The organism is Streptomyces sp. NPDC102259 (assembly GCF_044766465.1).
GTDB lineage: Bacteria > Actinomycetota > Actinomycetes > Streptomycetales > Streptomycetaceae > Streptomyces.
Genome location: NZ_JBIWMA010000009.1, coordinates 201679 through 215902, shown reverse-complemented (window position 1 = coordinate 215902; position 14224 = coordinate 201679). Strand labels below are relative to the sequence as shown.

Below are 14224 nucleotides of genomic sequence, written 5' to 3'. Positions count from 1 at the left end.
GGTCCGGGTCCGTGTCCGGGTCCATGTCCGGGTCCGGGTCCGTGTCTGAGAGGAACAGCCACATGTCGCAGCAATCCCTGCTCGCCGACCGCGGGTTCTACCTGGGTCCGTTGTTCCGGCGGGCGGCCGACCGGCACGGAGCCGTCTTCGTCACCCTGGACCGGCCGCTGGACACCCACCCCTCCCTCGGGGTCGACCTCGACTACGACGGCCTGGCCGACGTGGTCGAGGAGCTGTCGGGCCGGCTGTGGGCGGCCGGGGTGCGGCCCTCGGAGCAGGTGGTCGTACACAAGACGGACAACGTCGACATCGTGCTGCTGACCTGCGCGGTCTCCCGTATCGGCGCGGTCCCCGTACTCCTCTCCCCCGGTCTGGCCGGCCCCGTCGTCGGGCAGCTGCTCGAACGGCTGCGGCAGCCCTGGCTGATCACCGACCGGGCCAAGCTGGCCGGGCCGCTGAAGGAGGCCGGCATCGACGCGCGGGTGCGCCGGATCCTCTCCGTGGACGACGCGCCGGGCGCCGAGCCCCTGGCGCAGTACGCCGGCGCCGAGCCGCCCGCTCCCGTCCGGCTGCACCCCCGTGAGCCCGCCCTGATCACCCACAGCTCGGGCACCACCGGCGTCCCCAAGCTGGCCGTGCACTGCCCGAACACGATGTGGAACCGGCTGGTGCCGCAGAAGGCGATGGGCTGGCCCACCCGGGGCGAGACCGCCGCGCTGCACATGTCGTTCGTGCACTCGCGCTTCTACCATCTGCTCGGCGTCCTGCTGCACTTCGGCAGCCCGCTCGTGCTGATCACCGACCCGGACCCGGCGAGCGTGGGACCGCTGCTGGTCCGGCACCGCCCCGGCATCGTCGAGACGCATCCCAACACCTTCGTGCTGTGGGAGGAGTTGGCCGACGCGCCCGGTGCTCCGCTGTCCCGGGTGAAGTCGTACGGCTCCACGTTCGACGCGATCCATCCGCGCACGGTACGGCGGCTGCTGGGCGCCTCGCGCCGGCGTGCCCCGTGGCTGATCCAGCTGTACGGGCAGAGCGAGACCGGGCCCGTCGCGTTCCAGTGGTTCACCCGGCGCAGCGTGGAGCGGGCGGACGGACGTCGGGTGGGGATCGGGATCCCGGGCTTCACCCGGGTCCGGGTCGCGGACCCCGACGGCAGGCCGGTCGCCCCCGGCACCCCCGGGCGGATCGAGGCCCGCACCAGGGGCCGCATCCTCACCTACCTCGGCGCGCGGGCGCAGTACGAGCGTCAACTCGACGGCGGGTGGTGGCAGATGGGCGACATGGGATACATGAGCCGCCTGGGCGCGCTGCATCTGATCGACCGGGAGGTGGACCGGATCGACGCCGTGCACAGCAATCTGGCGGTCGAGGACGCGCTGATGGAGCGGCTGGAGGAGCTCCGCGAGGTCGTGATCGTGGCCGGCGCGGACCGTGAGCCGGTGCCGGTGGTGTGCGTGCGGGGCGAGCAGCCCCTCGACCCGGAGCGCTGGCGGGAGGCGACCGCCGATCTGCCCGCGATGGCCGCGCCGCGCCAGTGGCGGTTCGAGGAGCTGCCGATGACGGCGACCTGGAAGGTGAAGCGGGGGGAGATCACCCGGATGCTGACCCAGTTGACCCAGACCCGGGCGAGCGTGCGCGCGTGAATCCCGTGATCGTGGTGGGCGCGGGTCCGGTCGGCCTGTCGGCCGCGCTCGCCCTGCGCGCGCGCGGGCTGCCGGTCGTGCTCCTGGAGGCGGACCACGAGAACCGTGAACGGCCGGGCAGCCGTGCCCTGTTCGTGCACCGGGAGACCCTGCGGCTGCTCGACGGGATGTCCCCGGGGCTGGCCGCCGAGATCACGGCGTACGGCCGGACCTGGCACACCCGGCGCACCCTCTACCGGGGCCGCGAGGTGTACGCGCGGACCTTCCCGCCCCTCTCCGGGCTGCCGCCGTTCACGAGCCTGCGTCAGCTGGACACCGAGCGCTTCCTGCGCGCCGCGTGCGAGCGGGCGGGGGTGGACTTCGTCTGGGACGCGCGGGTCCGCGGTGTACGAACGTCCGGGAACGGCGTCACGCTGGCCGGCGAGGACGGCCGGGAATGGGACGCCGGGTACGTCGTCGCCGCCGACGGCGCCCGCTCGGCCGTCCGGGGCGCGCTGGGCATCCCCATGGAGGGCGTGCGCGGCGAGGGCTTCCATGTCGTCGTCGACGTGGCGGACGTGCCGGGCGCCGAGCTGCCGCTGGAGCGGGTCTTCCATTACGAGCATCCGGGCGTCGGGGGCCGCAGTGTGATGCGGGTGCCGTTCACCGGCGGCTTCCAGGTGGACCTCCAGTGCCGTGACGACGATGCGGAGGAGGTGTACGGGACCGAGGACGCCGTGCGGGAGTGGCTGCCGGGGGTGGTGGGCGACGGGTACGCGGAGCGGATCCTGTGGGTGTCGACGTACCGCTTCCTGCGCAAGGTCGCGGCCTCGTTCACGGACCCGCACGGGCGGGTGCTGCTCGTCGGCGAGGCCGCTCATCTGTTTCCGCCGTTCGGCGCGCGGGGCATGAACAGCGGGATCGCCGACGCGGCGGCGGCCGCGCGGGCCGTGGCCGCCGGCGCGCCGGAGGCGGTGGCCGCGTTCGCGGACGTACGGCGGGCCGCGGGGCTGTTCAACAGCGAGGCGGCCGGGGCCGCCCTGGAGCATCTGCGGCCACGGCGCCGGACCGTACGGCTCAGGCAGCGTGCGGCGGCGGCCCTCGCTCCCGTGCTGCCCGCGTGCGGCTCATGGCTGGAGCACGCGCCGTACGGACCCCGGGGCGGGGCGCCGGCGGTGGCGGGCGGGAAGTACTGAGGAGGACACGTCGACCACACGACCTGCACTCGGAGAGACGAATTGTGGGAGCCGCTTCCGCATTCCTAGGACGCACACACCACGGGCATCGGCAGATATCGCCGATGCCCGAATTCCGCATTCCTTCTCCATTTTTTTCGGATTACTTCTCCACTGCTTCTCTATTGCTTCTTTGCGGGCTGGTAAGCCCCCGGGACCATGCGTGTCGCGACGGCGATCCGGTTGTACGCGTTGATGACCGTGGCCGCCCAGATCAGCGCCGCGACCTGTGCCTCGTCGAAGACCTCCGCGGCCTCGGCGTACACCGCGTCCGGCACCTGCCCGTCGTGCACCAGGGTCACCGCCTCGGTCAACGCCAGTGCGGCGCGCTCCCGTTCGCTGAAGAAGGGGGTCTCCCGCCAGGCGTTCAGGGCGTAGATCCGCTGCTCGGCCTCGCCCTGGGCGCGGGCGTCCTTGGTGTGCATGTCGAGGCAGAACGCGCAGCCGTTGAGCTGTGAGGCGCGGATCCTGACCAGTTCCAGGATCTCGGGTTCGACCTTGGCGTCCTGGGCGGCGATAACGGCGGCGCCGTGCAGGGAGCCCATCGCGGCGGAAACATCGGGGGTTATCCTCTTGAGCGCCACACGGGACACGGAATTATTGTTCGTCATGGGGAGACTGTATTCCCCTGCGGCCGGGAAATCTATCCGGGAAAAGGAATTCCGGAACCGTTCTCGCCGAAGGGAAGCGCCGCGCACAACGCGTCCAGCGCGCCGGACCAGGCGTGGTCCGGCGGGGTGCCGTAGCCGACGACCAGGGCGTCGAGGGGCTCGGTGACCGCGTCGGGATGGCGGTAGCGGGGGATGAGGCCGTCGACCGCCAGGCCCTGGTAGGCCGCCGCCCGCACCACCGCCTCCTCCGTGCCGGGCGGGAGCCGCAGGACAGCGTGCAGACCCGCCGCGATGCCGGTGACGCGGATCGCCGGGGCGTGCGCGGTGAGCGCCGCGACCAGTGCGTCACGGCGTCGGCGGTAGCGGGTGCGCGCCGCCCGGACGTGCCGGTCGTACGCGCCCGACGTGAGGAACTCCGCGAGTGTCAGCTGGTCCAGGACCCCGCAGGTGTCCACCCCGCCCTTGGCCGCGACGACCTCCTCCGCGACGTCCGGCGGCAGCGCCATCCAGCCCAGGCGCAGGCCGGGGGCCAGCGACTTGCTCGCGGTGCCCAGGTACACCACGTGGTCGGGGTCCAGGCCCTGGAGGGCGCCGACGGGCTGGCGGTCGTAGCGGAACTCGCCGTCGTAGTCGTCCTCCAGGACCAGCCCGCCGGTGTGCCGTGCCCAGTCCACGACGGCCGCCCGCCGGTCGTGGTGCAGGGGCACGCCCATCGGGAACTGGTGGGCGGGGGTGAGCAGGACCGCGCCCGCGTCCTTCAACCGGCCGGTGTCCGTGCCCCGTTCGTCGACGGGCAGCGGCGTCGTGGTCAGCCCCGCCGCCGCCAGGAGCCTCCAGTGCTCGTCCAGCCCGTACGAGTCGACGGCGATCGTGCGCACCCCGCGTGCCCGCAGGACGGTGGTGAGCAGTCTCAGTCCGTGCGCGAACCCGGCGCACACCACGATGCGTTCGGGGTCGGCGCGTACGCCGCGGGCGCGGGAGAGGTAGCCGGCGAGGGCGGCGCGCAGTTCGACGCGGCCGCGGGGATCGCCGTAGCCGAGGGCGTCGGAGGGGGCGGTGGTGAGGGCGCGGCGGGCCGCCCTGAGCCACTCGGCGCGCGGGAAGGTCCCGAGGTCGGGGGTGCCGGGGCGCAGGTCGTAGGCGGGCCGGCGGCGCTCGGGGCGAGGGGGCACCGCGCCCGACGGCGGGACGACGCGGCGCTCGGCCACCTTCGTGCCCGAGCCCTGGCGGGCGGTGAGCCAGCCCTCGGCGACGAGGTCGGCGTAGGCGTCGGCGACCGTGTTGCGGGCGATGCCCAGGTCGGCGGCGAGCGAGCGCGAGGAGGGGAGCCGGGTGCCGGAGGGCAGCCGGCCGCTGCGGACGGCCTCGCGCAGGGCGTCGGTCAGGCCCCGGCGCAGGTGCGGTCCGGTCGGTTCCAGATGCAGGTCGACGCCGAAAGTGGCCCATGATCTCGCCATGGAAATGGACCATACTCCTGGGCTGCCCCGCTCCTAGGGTCGAAGGCATGACGACGCACGCAGACCCCACGACCACCGACGAACAGGTTCCGTACGCCCCCGAGCACACCCCCCGGCTGAACTGGTCCGCGCACGCCCCCGAGGTCCTCAAGGCGATGCTCCGGCTCGACGCCGCCGCCCGCAGGGGCCTCGACCCGAAGCTGGTCGAGCTGGTGAAGGTCCGCGCCTCGCAGATCAACCACTGCGCGCTCTGCGTCGACATGCACAGCAAGGACGCCCTCGCGGCGGGCGAGAGCGTCGAGCGGATCATCCAGCTCAGCGCGTGGGAGGAGTCGGCGCACTTCTACACCGAGAAGGAACTCGCGGCGCTGGCCCTGACGGAGGCGGTGACCGTGCTGACGGAGGGCTACGTGCCCGACGCGGTGTACGAGCGGGCCGCCAAGCACTTCGAGGAGGCCGAGCTGGCGCAGCTGATCGCCGCGATCACGGTGATCAACGCGTGGAACCGGTTCGGCGTGACCTGCCGGCTGGTGCCGGGGCACTACCGGCCGGGGCAGCACGCATGAGCCGTACGAATCTCCTCGACCGCGAGGTCGGCCGGGCCATGTCCACGCTCAGCGCGGCCGCGAAGCAGGGGCTCGGCGACCCCGCTCTCGCCGAGCTCGTGGTGATCCGCGCCTCGCAGCTCAACCACTGCGCGTTCTGCCTCGACATGCACCTCACGATCGCCCGCGAGCACGGGGTGAGCGAGAAGCGGCTCGATCTGCTGAGCGCGTGGGAGGAGGCGGGGGACGTCTACGACGAGCGGGAGCGGGCCGCGCTCGCGCTCACCGAGGCGGTGACCGTGCTGACCGGGGGCTTCGTGCCCGACGAGGTGTACGAGCGGGCAGCCAGGCACTTCGACGCCCCTCGGCTCGCCCATCTCGTCGCGCTGATCACCGCCATCAACAGCTGGAACCGGGTGATGGTCGCCCGCCGTATCCCTCCGGGGGGTTACACGCCATGAGCGAGGTGGACGTCATGAGCAAGGTGGACGAGTTCCGCGGGCTGCACCACGGCCGGCTGCCGGGCGACCCTCTCGTCCTGCCCGGCCCCTGGGACGCGGCCAGCGCCCGGGTGTTCGTCGAGGCCGGGTTCCCGGCGCTGGCGACGCCGAGCGCGGGCGTCGCCGCCTCGCTCGGGTACGCGGACGGGCGGACCCCGGCCGACGAGATGTTCGCGGCGGTCGCCCGGATCGTACGGGCGGTGGACGTGCCGGTGTCGGCGGACGTCGAGGACGGATACGGGCTGGCGCCGAAGGAGCTGGTGGAGCGGCTGCTGGAGACGGGCGCCGTCGGCTGCAACCTGGAGGACTCGGTCGACGGTGTCCTCAAGGACCCGCGCGAGCACGCCGAGTGGCTCGCCGAGGTGCGGCGGGCGGCGGGCGACCGGCTCTTCGTCAACGCGCGCGTCGACACCTTCGCGCACGGCGACGGCGACCCCGGAGGGGCCATCGAGCGGGCGGCGGCGTACGTCGCCGCGGGCGCCGACTGCGTCTATCCGATCGGCGCCCCGACGGCCCTCCTGCCGCTGCTGCGGTCGGGGATCCTGGGCCCGCTCAACGTGGGCGGCCGGGTGGACGGCGAGGGCCCCTCGCCCGCCGGACTCGGCAAACTCGGGGCCACCCGCGTCACGTTCGGACCGGGACTCCAGCGGCGGTCGGCAGCCGCCCTGCGGGAGATCAGCACGGAACTGGTGCGGGGCCTGTCCTAGTGCCCGTGCCCGTCCCCGTCCCCGTGCCTGTTGCCGTGGCTGTCCTGGGAGCGCTCAGGACAGCCACGCCTTCCATGTCGACGTGTGGCCGTCCACCCACTTCTTGGCGGCCGCCTCCGGAGTGAGCTTCTGGTCGGCGATCATCAGGGACACCTCGTTCTGGTCCTCCGTCGTCCACTTGAACTTCTTCAGGAAGGCGGCCGCCCTGCCGCCGTCCTTCGAGAAGTCCGCGTTGAGGTACTTCTGGAGCGGGGTCCGCGGGTAGCCGCAGGCCACCTTGTCCGGCTCCGCGTCGCAGCCCTCCTTGTAGGCGGGCAGCTTCACCTCGGTCATCGGGACCTTCTCGAAGAGCCACTGCGGGGCGTACCAGTAGGTGAGGAAGGGCTTCTTCTCCTTGGCGAACTGCCTCATCTGCGTGATCTGGGCGGCCTCGGAACCGGCGAAGACGACCTGGTAGTCGAGCTTCAGGTTCTGCACCAGGGCCTTGTCGTTGGTGACGTAGGACGGGGAGCCGTCCATGAGCTGGCCCTTGCCGCCGCTCTCGGCGGTGCGGAACTGGGACGCGTACTTGTTCAGGTTCTTCCAGTCGGTGACGTCCGGGTGCTGCTTCGCGAAGTACGTCGGGACGAACCAGCCGATGTGTCCGGTGACGCCGAGGTCGCCGCCGCGCGCGATCGTCTTCTTGTCGTCGACGTAGCGCTGCTCCTGGTCGGGGTGGCCCCAGTCCTCCATGATCGCGTCGACCCGGCCCTGGCTGAGCGCGTCCCAGGCGGGCACCTCGTCGACCTGCACGGTGTCGACGCGGTAGCCGAGCTTGTGCTCCAGCAGGTACTGGGCGACGGCCACGTTGGCCTGCGCGCCCACCCAGGACTGGACCGAGAGGGTCACGGTCTTGGCGCCCTGCGCGTTGGCGAACGGCGAGGCCTGCTTGGTCATGTCGGCGGCGCCGCAGCCGGTGAGCAGCAGGAGCGCCGACGCGCCGGCCGTCACAGCGGTCGTACGGGGTTTCAGGTTCCCGAGTCGCATGGTCACGCTCCCTTCTTCACGCGGCGGTCGGCCGGCTGGGTCACCCGGTCGAGCATCAGGCCGAGGCAGACGATCGCGGCGCCGGCCACCAGACCGGTCGCGAGGTCGCCCTGGGCGAGCCCGAACACGGCGTCGTAGCCGAGCGCGCCACCGCCGACCAGACCGCCGATGATGACGACGGCGAGGACGAGGACCACGCCCTGGTTCACGGCGAGCAGCAGCGCGGGCCGGGCGAGCGGAAGCTGGACCTGGCGCAGTTGCTGCGCGCCGGTCGCGCCGAGGGACCGGGCGGACTCCATCGCCGCCGGGTCGACCTGGCGCAGGCCCTGGGTGGTGATGCGGACGACGGCGGGCAGCGCGTAGACGACGGCCGCCGCGACGGCGGGGGCGCGGCCGACGCCGAACAGGGCGACGACCGGGATCAGGTACACGAACTGCGGCATCGTCTGGAACACGTCCAGAACCGGGCGCAGCAGCCGTTCGACGCGGTCGCTGCGGGCGGCGGCGATGCCGGTCGCGAAGCCCAGGACGAGGGTGACGGCGACGGCGGCCAGCACCTGGGAGAGGGTGTCCAGGGACGGTTCCCACACGCCGAGCACGCCGGTCGCGGCCAGCGCGAGGACGGCGGTCAGCGCGGTGCGCCAGGTGCCGATCGGCCAGGCGATCGCGGCGACCAGCAGCAGCACGGCCCACCAGGGCAGTCCCTGGAGGCCGGCCCGGACGGGGTCGAGGACCCAGGTGGTGAAGTGGCCGGCCCAGTCGGCGGTGCCGCCGATCACGGGCACCCCGGAGTAGAGGTGGTCGGTCATCCAGTCGACGGCGTCGTTGACCGGGGCGGCGATGCTCACCGTCCAGGCGTCGGGCCAGTCGATCCGGCCGATCACGCGCCCGACGAGGGCCACGGCCACGGCGGCGGCAGCGGCGTAGAGCCAGCCGGCCCGGCCGCGGCCCGGTTCGCCGTCGCCGGCGCGACCGGCGGCGGCCGTGACCCGGTCCAGGACGACCGCGAGGAGCACGATCGGGATGCCGGCGGCGAGGGCCGCGCCCACGTCGACCGAGGCCAGCGCCTGGTAGACGCGGTCACCGAGGCCGCCCGCGCCGATCACCGACGCGATGACCGCCATGCCGAGGGCCATCATGATCGTCTGGTTGAGGCCGAGGAGGAGTTCCTTGCGGGCCAGCGGGATCCGGGCGGTCAGCAGACGTTGCCGGGCGGTCGCGCCCAGCGACTCCACCGCTTCCAGGACCTCCTTGTCGGCGCCGCGCAGTCCGAGCGCGGTGAGCCGGGCCATGGGCGGGGCGGCGTAGACGACGGTGGCCAGGACGGCCGCCGGGACGCCGATGCCGAAGACGAGCACGACCGGGAGCAGGTAGGCGAAGGCGGGCAGTACCTGCATGGTGTCGAGGACCGGGCGCAGGGCGCGGTCCAGGCGCTCGGAGAGGCCGCCGGCCAGGCCGAGCACCACGCCCACGACGACCGACACGAGGACGGCGACGACCATCAGGGCCAGCGTCTGCATGGTCGGCACCCACATGCCGAGCAGGCCGCAGGCCAGGAACGCGGCCGCCGTGCCGAGCGCGAGCCGCACCCCGGCCACCCGCCAGGCGACCAGCGCGGCCGCCGCGGTGACCCCGGCCCAGCCCGCGCCGAGCAGCACCAGATACACGGCGCGCACCGAGAGGACCACGCCGTTGCTGAGGTAGCCGAAGAAGTAGAGGAACAGCGGGTGGCTGTCGCGGTTGTCGATGATCCAGTCGCTGGCGCCGGTGAGCGGGCTGGTGAGGTCGACGGTGAGCGCGTGCGGCCAGGTGCCGCTGGCCCACCGGGCGTTGGCCAGCGGGACGAGGATCGCGGCCGCGAGCGCGAGCATCAGAAGCTTGCGGACGGCCTGGTGTTTGAGGATGCCCGGAAGGGCGACCCGGGGGGCGGGTGTGGTCAGCGTGGCCATCAGACCGCCTCCTTACGGGGCTCCGTTCCGACCGCGACGGATCCGGGCTCCCGTCCTGCGGGCTGGGATCCGGGACTCGTGCCGGCCACCACGCCGAGCAGCCGCTCGTGGTCGACGACGCCCAGGCACCGGCCCGAGTCCATGACCCGCACCGGGCCGCCCGACCGGGCGACCGCCTCGATCGCCTGGGACACCGTGGCGTCCGGGGACACGGCCGGACCGCCGCCCGCCTCCGCCGACGACGCGGGCCGCATGGCCGTACGGACCGTCAGGACCTGCTCGCGCGGCACGTCCCGGACGAACTCGCGGACGTAGTCGTCGGCCGGGGAGCCCACGATCTCCTCGGGCGTGCCCAGCTGCACGACCTGCCCGTCGCGCATCAGGGCGATGCGGTCGCCCAGCTTCAGCGCCTCGCTGAGGTCGTGGGTGATGAAGACCATCGTGCGGCCCTCCTCGCGGTGCAGCCGGACGACCTCCTCCTGCATGTCGCGCCGGATGAGCGGGTCGAGGGCGCTGAACGGCTCGTCGAAGAGAAGTACCTCGGGGTCGACGGCCAGCGCGCGGGCCAGGCCGACGCGTTGCCGCTGGCCGCCGGAGAGCTGGGCGGGCCTGCGCTGTTCCATGCCGTCCAGGCCGACCTTGTCGACGACATCCTTGGCGCGGGCGCGTCGCTCGGAGCGGCCCATGCCCTGGATCTCCAGGCCGTAGGCCACGTTGTCGAGGACCGTGCGGTGCGGGAGGAGGCCGAAGTGCTGGAAGACCATCGCGGCGCGGTGCCGGCGCAGTTCGCGCAGCCGGGTGCGGTCCATCGCGCGGACGTCCTCGCCGTCGACGACGATGGTGCCGGCCGTCGGCTCGATCAGCCGGGTCAGACAGCGCACCAGGGTGGACTTGCCGGAGCCGGACAGGCCCATGACGACGAAGACCTCGCCCTTGCGCACGTCGAAGGAGACGTCCCGGACGGCGGCCGTGCAGCCGGTGCGGGAGCGGAGTTCGGCGGGCGGGAGCGCGGTGAGCTCCGGGTCGGCGGGGACGCGCTCGGACTTGGGTCCGAAGACCTTCCACAGTCCGTCCACCGAGAAGACGGGGGCGTCGGATTCCGCGGTGGGCGGCTTACGGGTGGCGGGCATGATCGTCATCGCGCATCGTCTCCGATCAGGTCGACGGCTTTCTCGCCGACCATGAGCACCCCGATCATGGGGTTCACGGCGGTCATGGTGGGGAAAACCGAGGCGTCCGCGATGCGGATGCCGTCCAGGCCCCGGATGCGCAACCGCGGGTCGACCACGGCCAGTTCGTCGTCCTCGGCACCCATGCGGCAGGTTCCCGCCGGGTGGTAGACGGTGTGCGCGACCTTGCGGGCGTACTCGCTCAGTTCCTCGTCGCCCGTGATGTCCGGGCCGGGCGCGACCTCGCGCTTGAGCCAGCCGGCCAGCGGCTCGGTCTTCGCGACCTCGCGGGCGATCCTGATCCCGTCGACGAGGGTGCGGCCGTCGTGGTCGTCCTCGTCGGTGAAGTAGCGGAAGTCCAGGGCGGGCTTCACGGCCGGGTCCGCGCTCTCCAGGTAGAGCCGGCCGCGGGACTTCGGCTTGGGGATGTTGGGGGTCATCGAGACGCCGTACGGCGGGCGTTCGTAGCCCAGGCGCTCCGGGTTGTCGGTGAAGGGCACCTGGTAGAAGTGGAACATCAGGTCGGGGCCCGGGTGTTCGGGGTCGCGGCGCACGAAGAGACCGGCGTCGGAGTCCATCGCGGAGTTCTCCGGGAGCGGCCCGTGGGTCTCCCAGACGATCACCGACTCGGGGTGGTCGAGGAGGTTCTCGCCGACGCCGGGCAGGTCGAGCACGACGGGTATGCCGAGCGCGTCCAGGTCGGCCTTCGGGCCGATGCCGGAGTGCAGGAGGAGGCGGGGCGAGTCGACGGCGCCCGCGCACAGCACGACCTCGCGGCGGGCCCGTACGAGGATCTCCTCGCCGTCCTTCGTGCGGACGTGCACGCCTTCCGCGCGCGTGCCGTCGAGCTCCAGCCGGTACGCCCAGCTCTCCAGCAGGATCGTCAGGTTGGGCCGCTCGTCCATCACCGGGTGCAGATAGGCCACCGAGGCGCTCGACCGCTTGTTGGTCTCCGGGTGGTAGGCGAGGTCGAAGAAGCCGACGCCGTCGTCGAAGGGCTTCTCGTTGAAGCCCTCGATCCGCGGCACTCCGGTCGCCTGCTGGGCGGCGTCGACGAAATCGCGGGCGATGGCGTTCCGGTCCTTCTCGTCGACCGGGACGATGTTGTTCAGCAGGCGCGCGTAGTACGCCTCCATGGGGACCGCGCCCCACCCCTCGGCCCCGGCCGCCTCCCACTCGTCGAAGTCGGACGGCAGCGGCTTGAAGGCGATGAGCGTGTTGTGGGAGGAGCAGCCGCCGAGGACGCGGGCGCGGCTGTGCCGGATGTGGGAGTTGCCGCGCGGCTGCTCGGTGGTCGGGTAGTCGTAGTCGAGTTCGCCACCGAGCAGGCCCATCCAGCGGCGCAGGGTGAGGACGTCGTCGCGGCCGACGTCACTGGGGCCGCCCTCGATGACGGCGACGGTGGTGTCGGGGTTCTCGGTCAGCCGGGAGGCGATGACGGAACCGGCGGTTCCGCCTCCGACGACGACATAGTCGTAGACATGTGCGTTCTCTGGCATGGGGGGTACTCCAGGGGCGTGCGAAGTCTTCCGGGGCAGGCGGGGCGGGCGGGTTGCCGGTGGTCGGGAAGCTGTTGGCCGGGAAACCGGTGGTCGGGAAGCCGACGGCCGGGATGCCGACGGCCGGCGTCAGCCAGGCGTCAGCCGGCGAACCAGCGGACGGGGCGCGGCGCGAGGTTCTGGTAGACGTGCTTGGCCTCGCGGTACTCGGCGAGCCCGGCGGGGCCGAGTTCGCGACCCACCCCGCTCTTTCCGAAGCCGCCCCACTCCGCCTGCGGCAGATAGGGGTGGAAGTCGTTGATCCAGACGGTGCCGTGCCGCAGCCGGCCGGCGACCCGGCGCGCCCGGCCCGCGTCGGCGGTCCAGACGGCGCCCGCGAGGCCGTACTCGGTGTCGTTGGCGAGGGCGACGGCCTCGTCCTCGGTGCGGAAGGTCTCGACGGTGAGAACCGGTCCGAAGACCTCCTCCCGCACGACCTTCATCTCGCGGTGGCAGCGGTCGAGGACGGTGGGCTCGTAGAAGTAGCCGGACTCCGGCCGCTGCGGCGCGGGTTCCGGACGCCGGCCGCCGGACCGCAGCACCGCGCCCTCCGCGAGCGCGGAGGCGACGTACGCCTCGGTCTTGGCGCGCTGCTGCTCGGAGACGAGCGGACCGCACTCGACGCCGTCCTCCGTGCCGCGCCCCAGCCGGATCTTCTCGGCCCTGCGGGCGAGTTCGGCGACGAAGCGGTCTCGGACCGACTCCTCGACGATGAGCCGGGAGCCCGCCGAGCAGACCTGGCCGCTGTGGATGAAGGCGGCGTTGAGGGCCTGGTCGACGGCGGTGTCGAAGCCCTCCTCGGTGGCGCAGGAGTCGGCGAAGACCACGTTGGGGTTCTTGCCGCCGAGTTCGAGGGCGACCTTCTTGACGGTCGGGGCGGCCGCCTGGGCCACCTTCGTGCCGCTGACCAGGCCGCCGGTGAAGGAGACGAGGTCGACGTCGGGGTGCTCGGCGAGCCGGGCGCCGACCGTGTGGCCGGGCCCGGTGACGATGCCCGCGACCCCGGCGGGCAGCCCGGCCTCGAGAAGCAGGTCGATGAGCGCGATCGTCGTCATCGGGGTGATCTCGCTCGGCTTGACGACGAACGTGTTGCCGGCGGCGAGCGCCGGGGCGATCTTCCAACTGGCTTGCAGCAGCGGGTAGTTCCAGGGGGTGATCAGCGCGCACACGCCGACCGGCTCATGGACGACGACGCTGTGGATGTCGGGCGAGCCCGCGTCCACCACCCGGCCCGAGGCCTCGCCGGCGACGAGTCCGGCGAAGTAGCGGAAGGCGTCGGCGACGCAGTCGATGTCGACGCGCCCCTCCTCGAGCGTCTTGCCCGCGTCCCGGCTCTCCAGCAGACCGAGCCGTTCGCGATCGCGCACGAGAAGATCGGCGACGCGGTGCAGCAGGGCGGCGCGTTCGACGACGGGGGTGCGCGGCCAGTCGCCCTCGTCGAAGGCGGTGCGGGCGGCCGCGACCGCCAGGTCGGTGTCCTTCTCGTCGCCCTCCGCGACCACGGCGAAGGAGCGGCCGTCCGCGGGGTCGAGGATCTCGCGGGTCGCGCCGGAGACGGCTTCCAGCCACTCTCCGCCCGCATGGATCGTCCGGTGATCTCGCTGTTCCGGCTGTTCCGTCCTGTCGGCCATGATCGGTGTCGCCTTCCGTTCCTGTTCAGTCCCCCTGCGTCACCTATGGGTCTGTCTCGGCGACGGCGTCCACATGCCCCCACCCTCCCATTGCATGCGCAATGCATGGCCGAAAGTGCTCCGCATCACTGAAGTTATGGACATAAAGTGACAAACCGTACGCGTGGTCATGGACGGGTGGCCTGGCCGGACCATGGACGCGGCCAGAACCTTTGACTAAAGTCAAAGAAC

The 14224-nt window shown here is 72.5% G+C and carries 12 protein-coding genes; 5 read left to right on the top strand and 7 right to left on the bottom strand.

Annotated elements, in window-relative coordinates; translation table 11 throughout:
- Positions 1–62 precede the first annotated feature (62 nt).
- Positions 63–1646, top strand: a complete 1584-nt coding sequence (locus ACIRPU_RS22455) for a class I adenylate-forming enzyme family protein (RefSeq protein ID WP_403869912.1) — start codon at positions 63–65, stop codon at positions 1644–1646.
- The gene (locus tag ACIRPU_RS22450; protein ID WP_403869909.1) at positions 1643–2821 is read left to right on the top strand and encodes an FAD-dependent oxidoreductase; all 1179 of its coding nucleotides are present in this window, start codon (positions 1643–1645) and stop codon (positions 2819–2821) included. Before ACIRPU_RS22455 ends, ACIRPU_RS22450 begins: the two co-directional genes overlap by 4 nt.
- A gap of 161 nt (positions 2822–2982) precedes the next feature.
- Here the strand turns inward: ACIRPU_RS22450 and ACIRPU_RS22445 are convergent, their stop codons facing one another.
- Positions 2983–3471 (bottom strand): carboxymuconolactone decarboxylase family protein, encoded by a 489-nt coding sequence (locus tag ACIRPU_RS22445; protein ID WP_403869906.1) that lies wholly within the window; start codon positions 3469–3471, stop codon positions 2983–2985.
- 32 nt (positions 3472–3503) lie between these two features.
- Positions 3504–4928 (bottom strand): PLP-dependent aminotransferase family protein, encoded by a 1425-nt coding sequence (locus ACIRPU_RS22440; RefSeq protein WP_403869904.1) that lies wholly within the window; start codon positions 4926–4928, stop codon positions 3504–3506.
- 47 nt (positions 4929–4975) lie between these two features.
- On the opposite strand from ACIRPU_RS22440, the gene ACIRPU_RS22435 reads away from it, so the two are divergent.
- The 3 genes from ACIRPU_RS22435 to ACIRPU_RS22425 are packed head-to-tail and all read left to right on the top strand — an operon-like array spanning position 4976 to position 6680.
- Positions 4976–5494 (top strand): carboxymuconolactone decarboxylase family protein, encoded by a 519-nt coding sequence (locus ACIRPU_RS22435; RefSeq protein ID WP_384117335.1) that lies wholly within the window; start codon positions 4976–4978, stop codon positions 5492–5494.
- On the top strand, positions 5491–5934 hold the full coding sequence (locus tag ACIRPU_RS22430; RefSeq protein ID WP_384117332.1) for a carboxymuconolactone decarboxylase family protein: 444 nt from the start codon (positions 5491–5493) through the stop codon (positions 5932–5934). Before ACIRPU_RS22435 ends, ACIRPU_RS22430 begins: the two co-directional genes overlap by 4 nt.
- A 14-nt stretch (positions 5935–5948) precedes the next feature.
- Positions 5949–6680 (top strand): isocitrate lyase/phosphoenolpyruvate mutase family protein, encoded by a 732-nt coding sequence (locus ACIRPU_RS22425; protein WP_403869900.1) that lies wholly within the window; start codon positions 5949–5951, stop codon positions 6678–6680.
- A 54-nt stretch (positions 6681–6734) separates the two neighbouring features.
- On the opposite strand, the gene ACIRPU_RS22420 is transcribed toward ACIRPU_RS22425, so the two are convergent.
- The 5 genes from ACIRPU_RS22420 to ACIRPU_RS22400 form a co-directional block, all read right to left on the bottom strand.
- On the bottom strand, positions 6735–7706 hold the full coding sequence (locus ACIRPU_RS22420) for an ABC transporter substrate-binding protein (RefSeq protein ID WP_403869897.1): 972 nt from the start codon (positions 7704–7706) through the stop codon (positions 6735–6737).
- Between the two features lie 2 nt (positions 7707–7708).
- Positions 7709–9655: an ABC transporter permease gene (locus tag ACIRPU_RS22415; RefSeq protein WP_403869894.1), complete on the bottom strand. Its 1947-nt coding sequence runs from the start codon at positions 9653–9655 to the stop codon at positions 7709–7711.
- Positions 9655–10785, bottom strand: a complete 1131-nt coding sequence (locus ACIRPU_RS22410) for a glycine betaine/L-proline ABC transporter ATP-binding protein (protein ID WP_403870117.1) — start codon at positions 10783–10785, stop codon at positions 9655–9657. Before ACIRPU_RS22410 ends, ACIRPU_RS22415 begins: the two co-directional genes overlap by 1 nt.
- Positions 10786–10790: 5 nt before the next feature.
- The gene (locus ACIRPU_RS22405) at positions 10791–12323 is read right to left on the bottom strand and encodes a GMC family oxidoreductase (protein WP_403869891.1); all 1533 of its coding nucleotides are present in this window, start codon (positions 12321–12323) and stop codon (positions 10791–10793) included.
- A gap of 140 nt (positions 12324–12463) precedes the next feature.
- Entirely contained in the window at positions 12464–13993 is a 1530-nt protein-coding gene (locus ACIRPU_RS22400; RefSeq protein WP_403869889.1) for an aldehyde dehydrogenase family protein, read from the bottom strand.
- Positions 13994–14224 lie beyond the last annotated feature (231 nt).